At 67.9% G+C, this 16,529-nt stretch carries 15 protein-coding genes; 8 read left to right on the top strand and 7 right to left on the bottom strand.

The genetic code is table 11. The features are described from left to right. Positions 1-167 precede the first annotated feature (167 nt). Positions 168-1,430, bottom strand: a complete 1,263-nt coding sequence (locus OG405_RS02375) for an MFS transporter (RefSeq protein ID WP_327149993.1) — start codon at positions 1,428-1,430, stop codon at positions 168-170. Between the two features lie 65 nt (positions 1,431-1,495). Here OG405_RS02375 and OG405_RS02370 point away from each other — a divergent pair, with 65 nt between their 5' ends. Both OG405_RS02370 and OG405_RS02365 read left to right on the top strand, forming a co-directional pair. Continuing rightward, positions 1,496-2,164, top strand: coding sequence for a FadR/GntR family transcriptional regulator (locus tag OG405_RS02370; RefSeq protein ID WP_327149992.1), 669 nt, complete (start codon positions 1,496-1,498; stop codon positions 2,162-2,164). Positions 2,165-2,482: 318 nt separating this feature from the next. Continuing rightward, positions 2,483-3,982: an MFS transporter gene (locus OG405_RS02365; protein WP_327149991.1), complete on the top strand. Its 1,500-nt coding sequence runs from the start codon at positions 2,483-2,485 to the stop codon at positions 3,980-3,982. Positions 3,983-4,079: 97 nt separating this feature from the next. On the opposite strand, the gene OG405_RS02360 is transcribed toward OG405_RS02365, so the two are convergent. The 3 genes from OG405_RS02360 to OG405_RS02350 form a co-directional block, all read right to left on the bottom strand. Further along, a complete protein-coding gene (locus OG405_RS02360) occupies positions 4,080-4,877 on the bottom strand; it encodes a TIGR02569 family protein (RefSeq protein ID WP_327152620.1) in 798 nt (265 codons plus the stop codon). A gap of 245 nt (positions 4,878-5,122) precedes the next feature. Next, entirely contained in the window at positions 5,123-6,304 is a 1,182-nt protein-coding gene (gene moeZ, locus OG405_RS02355; RefSeq protein ID WP_327149990.1) for an adenylyltransferase/sulfurtransferase MoeZ, read from the bottom strand. 248 nt (positions 6,305-6,552) lie between these two features. Continuing rightward, complete coding sequence (locus OG405_RS02350) at positions 6,553-7,602, bottom strand: DUF3152 domain-containing protein (protein ID WP_327149989.1); 1,050 nt, start codon at positions 7,600-7,602, stop codon at positions 6,553-6,555. Positions 7,603-7,831: 229 nt separating this feature from the next. On the opposite strand from OG405_RS02350, the gene OG405_RS02345 reads away from it, so the two are divergent. Then, the gene (locus tag OG405_RS02345; RefSeq protein WP_327149988.1) at positions 7,832-8,488 is read left to right on the top strand and encodes a TetR/AcrR family transcriptional regulator; all 657 of its coding nucleotides are present in this window, start codon (positions 7,832-7,834) and stop codon (positions 8,486-8,488) included. Positions 8,489-8,562: 74 nt separating this feature from the next. Here the strand turns inward: OG405_RS02345 and OG405_RS02340 are convergent, their stop codons facing one another. The 3 genes from OG405_RS02340 to OG405_RS02330 form a co-directional block, all read right to left on the bottom strand. Continuing rightward, entirely contained in the window at positions 8,563-8,790 is a 228-nt protein-coding gene (locus tag OG405_RS02340) for a DUF3107 domain-containing protein (RefSeq protein WP_327149987.1), read from the bottom strand. A gap of 390 nt (positions 8,791-9,180) precedes the next feature. Continuing rightward, on the bottom strand, positions 9,181-9,882 hold the full coding sequence (locus OG405_RS02335) for a ferritin-like fold-containing protein (RefSeq protein ID WP_327149986.1): 702 nt from the start codon (positions 9,880-9,882) through the stop codon (positions 9,181-9,183). Positions 9,883-9,946: 64 nt separating this feature from the next. Beyond that, the gene (locus OG405_RS02330; protein WP_327149985.1) at positions 9,947-11,086 is read right to left on the bottom strand and encodes an alpha/beta fold hydrolase; all 1,140 of its coding nucleotides are present in this window, start codon (positions 11,084-11,086) and stop codon (positions 9,947-9,949) included. A gap of 578 nt (positions 11,087-11,664) precedes the next feature. Between OG405_RS02330 and OG405_RS02325 the strand changes: the two genes are divergently transcribed. The 5 genes from OG405_RS02325 to OG405_RS02305 all read left to right on the top strand — a co-directional run bounded on the left by OG405_RS02325 (position 11,665) and on the right by OG405_RS02305 (position 16,509). Next, entirely contained in the window at positions 11,665-13,347 is a 1,683-nt protein-coding gene (locus OG405_RS02325; RefSeq protein ID WP_327152619.1) for a DEAD/DEAH box helicase, read from the top strand. 127 nt (positions 13,348-13,474) lie between these two features. Then, entirely contained in the window at positions 13,475-14,761 is a 1,287-nt protein-coding gene (locus tag OG405_RS02320) for an Rv3212 family protein (protein WP_327149984.1), read from the top strand. Positions 14,762-14,799: 38 nt separating this feature from the next. After that, positions 14,800-15,300, top strand: a complete 501-nt coding sequence (locus OG405_RS02315; protein ID WP_327149983.1) for a nitroreductase/quinone reductase family protein — start codon at positions 14,800-14,802, stop codon at positions 15,298-15,300. An 85-nt stretch (positions 15,301-15,385) separates the two neighbouring features. Next, positions 15,386-15,964: an acid phosphatase gene (locus tag OG405_RS02310; protein WP_442790812.1), complete on the top strand. Its 579-nt coding sequence runs from the start codon at positions 15,386-15,388 to the stop codon at positions 15,962-15,964. Positions 15,965-16,020: 56 nt separating this feature from the next. Continuing rightward, complete coding sequence (locus OG405_RS02305; protein WP_327152618.1) at positions 16,021-16,509, top strand: GNAT family N-acetyltransferase; 489 nt, start codon at positions 16,021-16,023, stop codon at positions 16,507-16,509. Positions 16,510-16,529: the final 20 nt, after the last annotated feature.

The raw sequence follows: 16,529 nt of genomic DNA, 5'->3' as shown, positions 1-16,529 counted from the left end.
GCGCGACTTTCGGTCTCCGTGCTCACAAGGGCCTCCCAACGTGGTTCGACCCCACGGTAGGAAACCGGTATTGCGGCAATGCTGCCCAGAATGACCGTCGAATCAACGGTTTCTCACGCGGTTCGAACCGCTCAGGTGAGAAGGCCGCCGATGTCCGGGCGCGGGGTTCAGCGCGGCGAGATCGAATCCTCGAGCATCCGCGGTTTACAGGCCTGCCAGGCGCCGGTCAGCAGCACCAGAACCGACACACACAGCAGCGCGAAGGGTGCCGTCCACCCGTCGGTGAGTGTGTGCAGCATGCCGAACACCAGCGGTCCGACACAGGCCAGCGCATAGCCGACACCCTGGGTGAATCCCGACAGCGCCGCCGAACCGGCCGGTGTGCGGGTGCGCAGATTGATCAGGGTGAGCGTCATCGGGAAGGTACTCGGGCCCAGACCCAGGATCGCCACCCACAGCACAGGCACGCTCATGGGTGCGAAGAGCAATCCGGCGAAGCCCACGAAGAAGCACGCCGCGCAGCCGACAACCACCGGATAGGGGTTGGTGAGCCGGACCGCAACCGTGGGCGCGGTCAGGGCGGCGACCAGTCCGACGAGTGCGAACAGGGCGACCATCGAACCGCCGAACGCGGCGTCGGCACCGGCGTCGGCGAGGATCGTGGGCAGCCAGGTGAACATCGAGTAGGTGGTCAGCGAGGTCATACCGAAGGTGGCCGCCATTCCCCAGGCCAGCGGCGACCGCCACACCTGCGGCATCGGCGCGCTACCCGGGTCCGGCAGGCCGGTGGTGTCGGCGACCGCGCGACCGCGGCGAGCCCGCAGCACCCCGATCCAGGGCACGGCCGCCGCGAAGCCGAGCAGTGCCCACACTCCCAGCGATATACGCCATCCGTGCGCCTCGGCCAGCGGTACCGCCACCAGCGCGGGCAGCACCGTGCCGATCTGCACCATCGTGATGTAGAGCGCGCTGACCGTGGCGAGACGATCCGGGAAATAGCGTTTGACCAGCGGTGGGACCACGATATTGCCGATTCCCATACCGCCGAGCGCCAGCGCGGAGAACAGCAGCAACTCGACGGTTCCCGAGACGAGAACGCGTACCAGCATGCCCGTACCCGCGGCGGCCATCGCCGTCAGCGCGGTCCATTCCAGGCCCAACCGCCGGACCAGCATCGGTGTCAGCAGGCCCATGATGGAGAACATCAGGGTGGGGATCATGCCGAAGACGCCGACGACGGCGGTGGAGTAACCGATCTCCCGGCCGATGTCATCGGCGAGCGGTGTGAACGCGGTGACCGCGACCCGGAGAACCAAAGCGGACATGACGATCGCTGCGAGTACCAGTAAACGGCCCTCGATCAGACTGCGTTTCCGCTGCTCGAGGGGTGAATCGGCCGCTTGCGGGGTCTCGGGCAGCGCTGCAGTCACCGAGAAATCATAGGATGACCCTATGAGTGGGGCAATAAGATTGTGATGGGCGGTACTCTGTTGCCGTGCAAAGCGTGCGCCGCACCAGCCTCATCGCCCAGGTAACCGAGCAACTCAAAGAGGATATCCGCTCGGGACGCTGGCCGATCGGGACGCGGATCCCCACCGAACCCGAACTGGCCGAACTCACCGGCACCGGCCGCAACACCCTACGCGAAGCCGTTCAGGCACTGGTCCATGCCGGCATGCTGGAACGGCGGCAGGGCTCCGGTACCTACGTCATCGCGACCTCGGAAGTGGGCGGGACCCTAGCCAAATACTTCGCCGAGGCCGCCGAACGCGATGTCCTGGAACTACGCCACGGTATCGAGGCCACCGCCGCCGCATTGGCCGCGCACCGGCGCGACGACTCCGATATCGCCACCCTGCGCCGGCTACTCGACGATCGCAACCGGCTCTGGCGAGTAGACCGGACCGCGGCCATCGAGGCCGACGTCCAGTTGCACCGGGCGATCGTGCTCGCCAGTGGTAACGCCGTGTACATCGAGTTCTACGAATCGCTGCTCGGTTACATCGAATCCGGGATCCGGTCGCGTACCGACCGGATCGACAGTTGGTACGCCGCCGAACACGGCGAACTGGTGCAGGCGATCGTCGACGGCGATGCCGAACGGGCCGCCCGGACAACCCGCTGTTTCCTCGACACCCTGCTGGCCGACTACCCGGGCCACTGACTCATCAGGCGAGTGTGCCGGGGCAGTCGTCCCGGCGTACCTTCGCCTTCGCTCCAGCCGGGCGCGTCCACCTGCCCCGCACCCCGAACACATCACCCTCGGAAGCGATCCTGGCCGGGTTCCAGCGAGGTTACGGACCGATCACCCGGGTGTTCTCGTTCCGTGAGCGGGATTTGTGGCGATCGTCATTGCGCGCTATTTCATCGAAACACCCGGCTTCTAGCGTTTTCTCACATCACAACATCGCACTCGACCGCCCCGCTGCCGCGGCCGGGCAACCCCGGTCCGGGGGATCGGGTAACGACGAGAGGGACCCCGATGACCGCGCTGACCGCGCTAGCCGACACCGGCCATAGATCAACCGATACGGCAACGACTTTCACCCATCGGCGCCGGGGTCGCTGGATCGATCGGTGGGAACCCGACAACGAACGGTTCTGGAAATCCGGCGCCGATCGTACCGCCCGGAAGAACCTGCTGTTCTCGGTATTCGCGGAGAATCTCGGATTCAGCATCTGGGTCCTGTGGGCCAGCGTCGTCACCGGAATGGGCGCCGCCGGATTCGCTTTCCTCGACGGCCTCGGCAAGGGCGACCCGGCCGCGGTCAGCAACGCGCTGCTGCTCACTTCCATTCCGACACTGGTCGGTTCGACCCTGCGCATCCCCTACACATTCGCCATCCCGCGATTCGGCGGCCGGGCCTTCACCGCCTTCAGTGCCGCGATGCTGCTCATCCCCACCCTGGGCCTGATCTACTTCGTCAACCAGCCCGATACCCCGATGTGGGTTTTCGTGGGCCTGGCCGCGCTGTCCGGCTTCGGCGGCGGAAATTTCTCCTCGTCGATGGCGAATATCTCGTTCTTCTTCCCCGACGGCAAGAAGGGGGCGGCGCTCGGGATCAATGCCGCGGGCGGCAATCTCGGCGTCGCGCAGACCCAGTTGCTGGTGCCACTGCTGATCACGCTGGGCACTTATCTGACCGCGAAGGACGCCGCCGGATACCGGTTCGGCATCACCCTGTCGATATCGGTGTGGATCCCGTTCATACTGGCCGCCGCGTTCGGCGCGCTGCGCTATATGGACAGCCTGTCCACCGCGAGATCCGACGGACGCTCCTACAAACCCGCGCTGACCAACCACCACACCTGGGTGATGGCGTTCCTGTACATCGGCACCTTCGGATCGTTCATCGGGTTCTCGTTCGCCTTCCCCACGCTCATCAAGGCCAACTTCCCGGACCTGGCGAGTATCGGCTGGATCACCACCCTCGGCAATCTCGCCTTCCTCGGTGCGCTGGTCGGCTCTTTCTCCCGGCCGTTCGGCGGCTGGCTCTCGGACAAACTGGGCGGCGGAGCGAAGATCACCATCATGGTGTTCGGCGCGATGGCTGTGGCGGTCGCTCTCATCATGGCCGCCCTGGAGATGAAGAGCTTCCCGCTGTACCTGCTCGCCTTCCTGATGCTGTTCGTGCTCGCCGGGATCGGCAACGGTTCCACCTACCGGATGATCCCGTCCATCTTCAGCGCCGAGTCGAAGAGATACGTCTCCGATGATGGTCTGGAGCCGGCGGAAGCGGCCGCTTCGGCGAAGCGGCAGGCGGGCGCGGCCATCGGCGTCATCGGCGCGGTCGGCGCATTCGGCGGTTTCGTGCTCCAGCAGGCTCTGCGGCTGTCCAACACCCACTTCGGCACCATGGCGCCCGCGTTCTGGGCCTATGCCGCCGCGTTCCTGGTGATGGGCGGGGTCACCTGGTGGTGCTACAGCCGCACCGCGTTCGCGGTGGGCCGGGTTCCGTCACTGGCCCACGCCAACGTCTGAGGGCTTCATGGTCCAGGGATGGGGCCCGGCCGGTCCATACCGGCCGGGCGCCATCCGGTACCTCACCGTCCTCCGGTGTCGCTGTGCGAGTTCCCGCTCAGAGCAAGAATCGCACCATGTCCGCCGTCCGGACCAGCCCCGGCAGTGCTTCCGGTGTGGATCGCGGATGCAGAACATGCACCGCCAGCCGGAACATCACCGCGCGCAACAGCATCTGCGGCCATTCCGGCAGATCGGACCAGCGTTCCAGCAGACCGTCGTCGGCCCCGCCCCAGGACAATGCGTCCACCACCACCACACCCGCCGCCCACGCCGGCGGCCGCCAGTAGGGGGTGAGATCGGTGAGCGCGGGCGTCTGCGCACCGGCGAACAGCACGGTGCCGAACAGATCGCCGTGCACCAACTGCGGCGGAGTACGCACCGGCTTGCGCAACGTGGCCAGCTGACCGATCAGCTCCAAGCTGTGGCGCCCGTCCGGCGAGTTCTCCATCACCGCGCCCGCCGCGCGCAGCGTGCGCAGCGGCACCGCTTCCCATGCCGCACGGTCCGCGGCCACGAAAACATCCACGTCCAGCCACGGGGTGACCGGCGGCTGAGACAGGAACCTGGGCCGTTCCAAAGTGGCGGTCGCCTTGTGCAGCCGCAGCGAGACCGAGACCACCTCGTCGTGCCGCGGCTCCGGGCACCCTGGCATGAAGGTGTCGCACCGCCAGCCCGACACCACATACCGACCGTCGGTGGCCCGCACCGGCCGAGCCAGCCGCAGCCCGTCCACCCGCAGGCTCTCCCGGGCTTTGGCGGACCAGGCCGCCCGGGCGTGGTCGGCGACGGGGCTGAGCACCACATCACCGAGGCGCCAGCCGCCCTCCCAGTCGCCGAGGGCGACGGGGGTCATTTCCCGCAGACCGTACGTGGCCCGCACATGCTCGGGGGGTTCGACAGTGGTGGTCACGGCCGTACCGTACTCCCGCCATCGGGCCCCGCTACCGCGCCACACCGTGTCGTAGCAGGGCCGCGACCCGCCATGGCGCGCGCCGTCCACCAGACACGATGCTGCCTCGCCACCGGCACCCTTCCGCCGTTCACGCGCAGGTCAGCGACGTCCCCGGCGGTCCGATGGGTCCGGTTGTGGATCGTGGCTCAGTACACCGGCAGCGAAGGATCCACCTGGTGAGCCCAGGCGATGACCCCGCCCTGCAGATGTGTCGCGTCGGCGAAACCCGCCTGCTTGAGCGCGGCCAAGGCTTCGGCCGACCGGACACCCGTCTTGCAGTGCAGCACGATCTTGCGGTTCTGCGGCAGCTCCGCCAGCGCCTCACCCGAGAGGATGCGATCCTTCGGTATCAGGGTCGCGCCCTCGATGTGCACGATGTCCCACTCGACGGGTTCACGCACATCGATCAACTCCACATCGCCGGCGTCGAGCAGCTCCTTGAGCTCGCGGGCGGTCACGGTGGAACCGGCAGCCGCGGCCTGGCCCTCCTCGGACACCACACCGCAGAACGCCTCGTAATCGATCAATTCGGTAATCGGCTGACGCGCGGGATCACGACGCAATTTGATGGTCCGGTAGCTCATATCGAGTGCGTCGTACACCATGAGCCGGCCCAGCAGCGGGTCGCCGATACCGGTGATCAGTTTGATGGCCTCGGTCACCATGACCGAACCGATGGAGGCGCACAGCACCCCCAGCACGCCGCCCTCGGCGCAGGACGGCACCATTCCGGGCGGCGGGGCCTCCGGATAAAGGTCCCGATAGTTGATCCCGCGGCCGTCCGGAGCGTCCTCCCAGAACACCGAGACCTGGCCCTCGAACCGGTAGATCGAACCCCACACATACGGTTTGCCGGCCAGTACCGCGGCGTCGTTGACCAGATAGCGGGTCGCGAAGTTGTCGGTGCCGTCGACGATCAGGTCGTATTCGGCGAACAGTTCCACCGCGTTCTCCGGCTCCAGCCGGATCTTGTGCAGCCGCACATCGATCCCGGAGTTGATCTCCAGAATGGAATCGCGAGCACTATCGGCCTTGGGACGGCCGATATCGGATTCACCGTGGATGACCTGCCGCTGCAAATTGGAGGCGTCCACCTCGTCGAACTCGACGATGCCGAGAGTGCCCACCCCTGCCGCGGCCAGGTAGAGCAGCGCCGGGGAACCCAACCCGCCGGCGCCGATCACGAGCACCTTCGCGTTCTTCAACCGTTTCTGCCCGTCCATCCCGAGATCGGGGATGATCAGGTGACGGCTGTAACGGGCGACCTCGTCCCTGGTCAGCTCGACGGCGGGCTCCACAAGTGGGGGCAGGGACTGCGGTGATGACACGTCTTCGAACTCCTCGTATCGAAATAGCCGGATGTGGTGTGCGCGGGTGCTGTGCGTTCCCGGTGACCCGTAGCCGCTGTGACCCGCACCCACACCGGCGTAGGTTTTCCGTACAACGCCGCCGCGGGAACCATTCTTCCCGGGGTTGCCCGGTCTCGTGTGCGCGGGCTCAGCCGCGGTGGCATGTGCGCGAGCTCAGCCGCGGTGTCACGTGCGCGAGCTCAGCCGCGGTGTCACGTGCGCCGGCCTCAGCCGCGCGGATACGGCCAAGGGTTGAAGCGGCAGGTCTTCCCGTCCATCGGCACCACACCGTACGGATCCAGCGCGGCGATCTCATTGTTGGCGGTACCGAAGGTCTGCTGCATCATCACCGGGGCCAGGCCGCCCTCGCTCTCGCACGGCTGATGCTCGTGATAGCCGATCGCGTGCCCTACCTCATGGTTGACCTGGTACTGCCGGTAGGAGCCGATATCGCCGTCGAACGCCGGAGCCCCGCGCACCCAGCGCGCCTCGGACAACACCACCCGCGCCTCGTCGGAGTTGTAGCACGAGGAGTCGATGGGGATATCGAAACCACAGGCCGCGCGGGCGGTCCCCCGGGCGGTGAGCGAGATCCGGAAATCGGGTACCCCGCGGTCGACCCGTTGGAACGCGAACTTGCGGTCGTGCACCCAGCTCTTCGGGTTGCCGAGGGTCGATTCGACCAAGCGGGCCACCGAATCGTCGCCGCCGAAATTGCGTGTGTCGATACCGTTCTCGACCTCGACCGTATAGGTGAAGGTGTACTGCTCACCCGCACCCACCCGGGGCGAAGTGCCCGGGATGATCCGCCAGCTGCCCTTACCGGTCTCTGTGAACTTCCCGCCCTCGGGCAATGCCCCGATCGGCAGATCCTCCGGGAAACTGCCGTCGCCCGGCGGCGCACCGATGACCCCGGCGCTCGCCGGGGGCGGCCCGAGCGCCCCGAAACCCGGCTCGATCGGATCGGCGGTCCGGCCGGTACCGGTCCGCGCCGCGTCGACCACCACGAACACCGTCAACACCACCAGAACCGGCAGCGCATACACCCGCCAGCCATACCGGGACAGCACTAACCGATGCCGTCGCCGTCGACCACCGGCCGCGAGCCTGGCCACCGGCGGCGGATCACCGACCGGGTCCCGGCGCGCCGACAACGGCTCCCTGGATGCCTCGTCGTGCGACGTCGGCACCGTCCTCGCGGCGACCGCGAGCTCTGAATCCTGGGGGCGGTGCGCGCTGCGCCCGCTGCCGGAGAGGTTTTCCGGTCGGTCGGTCACAGTTCCACACTCTCACAACCCGCCGTAACGGCCACAATGGAAGTACCGCCATCAACGGGCGGACCGGGCCCACATCGGCCACTTTCCAGCATTCCTCAAGGGCAGCATGCGGATCGGGGCCGATCCCGGGTTCGCCCACCCGGGTCGGCAACAGCATCGGAAGCGAGTATGGTGCTCGAAAGACCCGGTACACACCCCTTTGCCGGGGAATCGACTGGGAGATCCGAATATGACCGACCTCGTGGACCGGATGACGTCCCGTTCGTCGTCCGGCACCGCCCCCAAACGCGGCACCCGGCTTCCCCGTGACGAACGGCGCCAGCAACTACTAGCGGCTGCCAGCGAGATCTTCGTACTACGCGGCTATCACGCCGCCGGTATGGACGAGATCTCCCAGTGCGCCGGAGTCAGCAAGCCTGTCCTGTACCAGCACTTCACCAGCAAGCTGGAACTTTACCTGGCCGTCCTGCAGAACTACGTCGACATGCTGGTGTCGAGCGTGCGCCAGGCGCTGCGCTCCACCACCGACAACAAACAGCGGGTCCGGGCGGCGGTCGCGGCCTACTACGACTTCGTGGACAACGAGATGCAGGGCTTCCGCCTGGTCTTCGAATCCGATCTCACCAACGAACCCCAGGTCCAACGCCGCGTCGAACAAGCCACCGAAGCCTGCGTCGACGCGGTCTACGACCTCGTAGCCCACGACTCCGGGCTCGACCCCTACCGGGCTCGCATCCTCGCGGTCGGCCTGGTCGGCGCCAGCCAATTCACCGCCCGGTACTGGCTGGAGGCTGACCGGCCGATCCCCAAGGACGAAGCCGTCGACACTACGGTCGCACTGGCCTGGGGCGGTCTGAAACACGTCCCCCTCCACCCGCTCCCCTGATCCACGCGACCGCAGATACGACGAAGCCCCCACCGGTCGTCCGGCGGGGGCTTCGGTTCGTTCGGGATCAGAACTCAGACCGCCGCGAAACCCACCCGGCCGCCGGTCACCGCACCGATCTCCACATAGGCGACCTTGCCGGCCTGGATCAGGTACTTACGGCCCTTCTCGTCGGCGAGTGCCAGCACGCCGCTCGCGGAACCCAGCGCCTCGGAAACCAGAGCCTCGACCTCCTCCGGACTCTGCGCACTGGCGATGACGAGTTCACGCGGGCTATCCGAAATACCGATCTTGACCTCCACGGCCAACCTCCGAACCTAGAGTCCTGTGCTGTCCCAGTAAGGCTAGTTCAGCCACCCCACCCCGGACACACGACGGGGTGCGCTGTCAGCGAACAGTGTTTATGGCGGCGCCTTCGGCGCCGCGGGGTCGGGGCCCTATCAACCCCGATTCTTCACTCCTGCGCTCAGTCGCTGCGCTCCTTCGCTTCGTCGCTCCAGAATCGGGGCGGGCCCCGACCATGGATGCCGACCATCCGGAGAAGGCGGGAGGTGTGTGCGGGGTTGCGCCCGGGCCGGCGTGAGTGGGTCCACCTCGGTCAGGGTGCTCGGACCTGACCGAGTCGGCCGACCGGCAAGGCCGGCGGCCTCATCGTCCGCGGCACGATCGACACCGTCGCTCGCCACGAGGGGTCAGAGGCCCAGGACGGCCATCCGCTCCGCATGCGCTGTCTGCATATGTTCGAACAGCGTGGCGATACCGTTCAGATCGCCGGTGGCCGCCAGGACCAGTTCGGTGAGTTCATCGCGTTGCGCCATCACGTACTGGGCCTGGGTGATCGCTTCACCGAGCAACCGCCGGCCCCACAGGGTCAGCCGGTCGCGCTCGGATCGACTGGTCGCGACGGCCCGGCGGACTTCTTCCACGACGAATTCGGAATGACCGGTGTCGGCGAGTACGTCGCGGACGACGGCCGCCACGTCCGGGCTCAGGGCACCGGCGATCTCACGGTAGAAGTCGGCGGCGATCCCGTCGCCGACATGGAATTTGACCATCGACTCCAGCCAGGTGGACGGGTCGGTGGAGCGATGGTAGTCGTCGAGCGCCCGCGTGAACGGGGCCATCGCTGCGTACACATCGGCGCCGCGCGCGGTCAGTGCCAGGTCGAGACGTTCGAAATGCGCGAGTTCGGCTGCCGCCATCCGCGCCACCGCGACCTTGCCGTGCAAACTCGGTGACAGTGAGGCTTCCTCGCTCAGCCGGTAGAACGCGGATATCTCGCCGTAGGCGAGTACGGCGAACAGGTCGGTCACGCCGGCATGATCGGCGGGAATCAGCGAACTGGACGAATCGCTCGGTGTTACACCCAACCCGGCGGGTGACTGTGCTCCCATGGAACTCCAGCGTAGTACGCCGCCGCCGCGTACCGCACCGGTCACACCGGTGTGGCCGCGTCTGTCACCCCTGCGTGGTGAGGAACTTGTCGAGATAGGTCCAGGTCGTCGCGCGCGCGGCGGCTCCGGCGAGGATGCCCAGATGCCCACCGGGTGCCGTCTCGTAGTGGACGGCTTTCGCACCGGTGAGGGTGCGCAGTCCGTGCTCGACCGCGCGGGCCGGGGTGATGACGTCGGCCGGTCCGCCGACCAGCAGCACCGGTGCGGTGATATCGGCCAGCCGGATCGGCCCCTGCCCGAAATCGACCACACCGCGCCCGATTTCGTCGCGCAACACCAGCCGGTTCCACAACTGCTGGTACACCCGGCCCGGATAGCCGGGCATATCGGCCATGAACCGATCGATGGCCTCCATCCGGGCCAGCGATTCGGTGCGGGCGAGGTTGTTGGCGACGAACCAGGGGCGTTTGACCTCACGGTCCCATGCGGTGATGCGGTAGCCGAGCCGGGTGAGCGGTGCCGGGACGCCGCCGACCGCGCGGAGGACAGCTCCCACGGCGTCGCCGGTCCCGGTGAGCCGCGCGGCGGCAGCCAGCTGCGGAGTGATCGGCATGGCGCTGTAGTTCAGTGGGGCGCCCACCGCGGTGATCGATCGCACCGGCAGGGCGGGGTCCGCGGCCGCGGTCAGCAGCGCCATGGTGCCGCCCAGTGACCAGCCGACCAGATCCACCTGCCGTTCACCACCGGCCGCGGCGCGGTCGGCGGCGGTGCGGCGGATCGCTTCGGGCAGGATGTCGTACACCCAGTCGTCGAAGCCCATCCGGCGGTCGGCGTAGGTGATCTCGCCGTAGTCGATCACGTACGGTGCGCGACCGGTCTCCAGCAGGAATTCCGCGAGACTCTGGCCGGGGCGCAGATCGAAACATCCGGCGGGCGCGGCCAGCGGCGGCACCAGCAGTACCGCGGCCGCCGAGAGGTCGGCGGTGCCCGCGAGCAGGCTCGGTTCGAAGCGCCGGAGTTGGCGGTGCGGTTCGTCCCACAGCACCGACGCCGGGGTGGGGCGGTGGCCCTCGACGCCGTCGCCGAAGGTGAGAGCCCAGGCGTTGCGCGCGGCCCGCTCGACGGCCCGGGACAGCTCCCCGTCCGGGTCCACCGCGCGGATGGCCCGATCGGCCAGGGCGATACCTCGGTCTGCGATGCTCACGGCACGAATCTCTCATACATGTATACGCCGGTACCAGCTATACCCGGCGCCCGGAAGTGCGGTGTGTGCCGAATCACTTCCTGGACACGACGGCGTCCGGGGTCGCGCGGGCAGTCGCCACACCGGGTGAAACGTTCTGCCGCACAGTACCGCTCACCCGGAACGGATCCGGAAACGAACAACGTCCAGCGAATTTGCGCCGACGCCTTTCGGAGCGCGGAACAATAGCACGCTACAATCGCGACGGACAACGGAAGAATTCAGCCGATCCATCAGAACCGGCAGCACCGAAAGTCGCGCACCCCGGGTGCGTCGTGCGGTGTCGGAGAATTCTCCCGGGTCCACAGGAAATGTGCGCGCACCAGATCCGCATCACCGATGCGCTGCGCCGATGTCCGAGCTTCGCTGCCCCGCTCGCGGGCACCTGCCGACATCCGGCGGCGGCCCGGGTGAGTATCGCAGGGCGGATCCGTGGTCGTCGCGGGCCGGCCGGTCCGCCCCACGCCTCGTGCGCGTGTAGCGCGATAACGAGGGAAGGCACGAACCTGAGCAAGATCACAGTAGAACCGGAACCCGGTCTGGCGGAGACACTGCTGACAGCCGAGTTGGACTCCGCACACACCGCACCGACTTTCACCGAACTGGGAGTGCGCGACGAAATCGTGCGCTCGCTCGGTGAGATCGGTATCGAACGCACTTTCGCAATCCAGGAACTCACCCTGCCCCTGGCGCTGGCCGGCGAGGATCTCATCGGCCAGGCCCGAACCGGTATGGGTAAAACCTTCGGTTTCGGAGTTCCGTTGCTCCATCGGATCAGCACCACCGAATCCGGGACCACGCCGCTGGACGGCACCCCGCGCGCCCTGGTCATCGTGCCCACGCGCGAACTGTGCATCCAGGTGACCAAAGATCTCGAGAACGCGGCGAAATATCTCCGCAACGAGAAGGGGCCACTCCAGGTCGCCTCCATCTACGGCGGCCGGCCCTACGAATCGCAGATCGCGGCACTGCGCTCGGGTGTGGATGTCGTGGTCGGCACTCCCGGCCGGCTGCTCGACCTGGCCGATCAGCAACATCTGATCCTCGGCAAAGTGGGCGTCCTGGTGTTGGACGAAGCCGACGAAATGCTCGATCTGGGCTTCCTGCCCGATATCGAACGCATTCTCGGAATGGTCCCGGACAAACGTCAGACGATGCTGTTCTCGGCGACCATGCCCGGGCCGATCATCACCCTGGCCCGGACATTTCTCACCCGCCCGACCCATATCCGGGCCGAGGAACCGCACGATTCCGCGGTCCACGACCGCACCGCGCAATTCGTCTACCGGGCGCACGCCCTGGACAAGAGCGAACTGGTCGCCCGGGTGCTGCAGGCCGAGAGCCGGGGCGCCACCATGATCTTCACCCGCACCAAACGCACTGCGCAGAAGGTCGCCGACGAATTGGCCGAACGCGGTTTCGCCGTCGGCGCCGTCCACGGTGACCTGGGGCAGATCGCGCGCGAGAAGGCCCTCACCAAATTCCGCAAAGGCACCATCGATGTCCTGGTCGCGACCGATGTCGCGGCGCGCGGTATCGATATCGACGATGTGACCCACGTCGTCAACTATCAATGCCCGGAGGACGAGAAGACCTATGTGCACCGGATCGGCCGCACCGGCCGGGCCGGTCGCACAGGTGTGGCGGTCACGCTGATCGATTGGGACGAACTGACCCGCTGGGCATCCATCGACGCCGCCCTGGGGCTGGGCATCCCCGAGCCGGTGGAAACCTATTCGCGCTCCCCGCACCTGTTCGCCGAACTGGGTATCCCAGAGGGCGTCACCGGCACCGTGGGCGCGCAGAAGCCCCAGCGCGACCCGGACGCCGTAGTGGTGGAACGCCCGGAGCGGGAACCCCGTAAACGCAACCGCAGGCGCACTCGCGCCGGGCAACCGCTGGAGGCGGAGACCACCGCGACCACGCCCGAGACCGATGCCCCGGCGGACGCCGGTGAGCAGACCGGGGAGGCCCCCGCCCGCCGACGGCGCAGGCGGCGGCGTCCGGCCGATACCGAGTCCGGTGCGCGCGAGGACAACGGTTCGACCGAGGCAGGCACCACCGAGGCTGAGGCAGGCACCGACAGCGCCGACAAGCCGGCCCGCCGCCGGCGGCGCCGCAAACCGGCCGACGCCGAGAACGGCGGAGAGCCCTCCCCGCGCGGGGAGGACGGCGGCACCGCCGTATCTCCGGTGAACGAGAGCGCGGCGGCCCAGGCCTGACCCGCACCACCACGAGCGCCGACGGTATCCACCGTCGGCGCTCGTGGTGTTTCCGGGTCCACGGGCCCGGTGGGAGGGTCGCGAGCACCATCGGGACGCGGACCGGCCATCCGTTACGCTCGCCTACGTGCTCGCACCTGAGCGGCGAACGCGCGCCGACGTCATCACCGCAGCCGCGATCGCCGTATTCGTGGTGGTCGCGGTGATTGTGGCATGGGCGACGAGCGGCGTGGCGAACACCGAATCCGTCGTCGCCGACGAGCCGGCCCGGCCCCCGCAGTCCGCCGCGAAACTGCCCGGGAAGCTCCAGGAGATGTGGCGTGCCTCCGATACGGCGACCACCCGGGCGCTCACTGCCGAAGGGGTGGTGGTCACCGGTGCCGACGGCAGCGTGGTCGGGCACGATCCCCGGACCGGCGCGCAGGTGTGGCGCTATACCCGCGAGCTGCCGCTGTGCGGGGTGGAATCTCAGTTCGGAATGGTCGTGGCCGTCTACCGCACCGATCGCGGCTGCAGTGAGACGACCATGGTCGCCGGTGCCGACGGGCAGCGACGGACCGCCCGCAGCAGTTATATGGATGATCGGCTGCGCCTGTCGGTGGACGGCACGTACGTGGTCGCCCAAGGACCCGACCGGCTCGAGGTCTGGCGTTCGGATCTGGTGCGCACCCTGGAGTACGGCTACGTCGACGCCAAGGAGAACTGGAAAACGCAGCCGCGTAAGGACTGCGAGCTCCTGTCCGCGGCGTCCAGTCCGTCCCGGCTGGTGGTATTGGAACGCTGCCCGGGCGAACCGGCGGACCGGATCTCCGTGCTGGCGCCCGCCCCCAAGGACGACAATGTCCCCGAGGAGTACGGGTCACACCTGCTGGAGGGCGCGGGCGCGGCTTCCGCCGATGCTCGCGTGATCGCGGTATCGGACAATCGGATCGCGGTCTACCAGCCGGGCATCGGCGGTGCCGACCCGGAGGCGCCGCGGCTGACCATCCTCGACGCCAAGGGCAATCCGATTGTCGCGCAGGAACTCTCGGCACCACTCGACCAGACCGCGGCGACCGTCCGCACCGGTTCGGCGTTCCTGGTGTTCACCGGGAACAGTGTCATCGCGCTGAACGCCGGAACGTTCGAGCCGATGTGGACCGCCGCCGACGCACTCGGCACGCCGGTGCCGATGGCCGGGAAGATCCTGCTGCCGGTACCCGGCGCGATCGCCGCCCTCGACCCGTCCACCGGCGCGCAGGTGAGCCGTATCCCGGTGGCACGTCCCGATTACGGCGGCGGCCCGATCTCGCTCGGCGTGCTGGGCAGCACGGTGCTGGAACACCGGGACGGCCAACTCGTGGCCCTCGGCGACCCGGCTACCACCGATTCGCCGCGCAGCGATACGGAGCGGCCCGCAAAACCGTTGCGCTGAACCGTTTTCTGTCGGTGCCCTCCGGCAGACTGCGCGCCATGACCGAAGCAGCGCGCTCCCTCGACGCGGCCCCCGTGGCCGGCCACCTCCGCTACGACGACCCCACCGCCCCGTGGAATCAGGCCACCGAGCGGGGCCCGGCCGACTGGAACACCGAGGTGATCCGGGAGTTCCGGGCCAACGGCGGACGGGTCGGCGGACCCTACGCGGGGGCCGAGCTGCTGCTGCTCACCACCACCGGTGCGCGTTCCGGCAAACGGCACGTGGTCCCACTGGGTGCGCTCTATCGTGGCGACACCCTTTACATCAGTTCCTTCGCCGAGGGCGGCTACCCATCCTGGTACCACAATGTGCGCGCCGATCCCGCGGTGATCGTGGAGTCGGGCGATCACGTCTACCACGGCACGGCCCGGGTACTCACCGGCGCGGCCTACGACGAATTCGCGGCCTGGGCGCTGGCGAACAATCCGCTGCTCGCCGAGTTCCAGGCCACCACCGACCAGCCGGTGCCCTTGGTCGTTCTCACCCTGGCGAAATGATTCCGGACACCTCCGGAGGCTCTGCTTCGCGGCCCGTATCCGGCCGGGCATGATGGACCATATGCCCGCCCCGGACACTGCCCGCGTGGTGCTGGTCCGCCACGGTGAGACCGATTGGTCGGTACAGCACCGCCATACCGGCCGCACCGACAGACCGCTCACCCCCACCGGCGCCCGGCAGGCCACGGCCGCCGCCCGAGTGCTGGCCGGCCTGGGACTGCGCGATCCCCTGGTCTACGTCAGTCCCCGGCTACGCGCGCGGCGCACCGCCGAACTGGCCGGGCTGGCCGAGACCACGATCGATCCCGACCTGGCCGAATGGGATTACGGTGATTACGAGGGCCGGACCACCCCGGAGATCCGGACCCAGGACCCGGGCTGGACGGTGTGGACGGGCTCGATACCGGGCGGCGAATCCGCCGCCGAGATCGGCGCCCGCGCCGACCGGGTACTGGCCAGGGCCACCGCGGCGCTCGGCCAACGTGATGTGGTCCTGGTCGGGCACGGCCATTTCTCCCGTGCCCTCATCGCCCGCTGGCTGGGTTTCGAGGTCCGGGAGGGTCGTCGTTTCGCACTCACCACGGCAGCGGTGAGCGTCTTGGGCTACGAACGCGAGGACGCCACACTGTGGGCGCACAATCTCCGCCCGGACCGCTCCCGATGAACCGCATACCCGCCCCCCGAACCTGTAAGGAGTCCGCACCCGTGACATCCGCCCCGCTGATCCGCCGCGCCGCGCCCGGCGATGTGCCCGCCCTGGTCGAGCTGGTCTACGCCCTGGCCGAGTACGAGAAAGCCCGGCACGAATGCACACTGACGGCCGAACAGTTGCATACCGCGCTGTTCGGTCCGGATCCCGCCGTTTTCGCCCATGTGGCGCTGCTGGACGGTGCGATCAGCGGTTGCGCCATCTGGTTCCTGAACTTCTCCACCTGGGACGGCGTATACGGCATCTACCTCGAGGACCTCTACGTCACGCCGGAGGCCCGCGGTGCCGGCTCCGGCCGGGCACTGCTCGCGACACTCGCGCAGGAGGCCCGCACCCGTGGTTACAGCCGGGTGAGCTGGTCGGTACTCACCTGGAACACACCCTCCATCGGGTTCTACGAATCCCTCGGCGCCCGAGTCCAGGACGATTGGGTCGGCTACCGCTTGTCCGGTGAAGCGCTCACCGCCCTGGCCGATACCGCGGAGTCCGCCGACGGATGAACCACCGCTGCGGTGAGTCC

It is taken from the genome of Nocardia sp. NBC_01329 (assembly GCF_035956715.1).
In the GTDB taxonomy this organism is placed as follows: domain Bacteria; phylum Actinomycetota; class Actinomycetes; order Mycobacteriales; family Mycobacteriaceae; genus Nocardia.
This window is presented reverse-complemented; position numbering and strand designations above follow the sequence as displayed.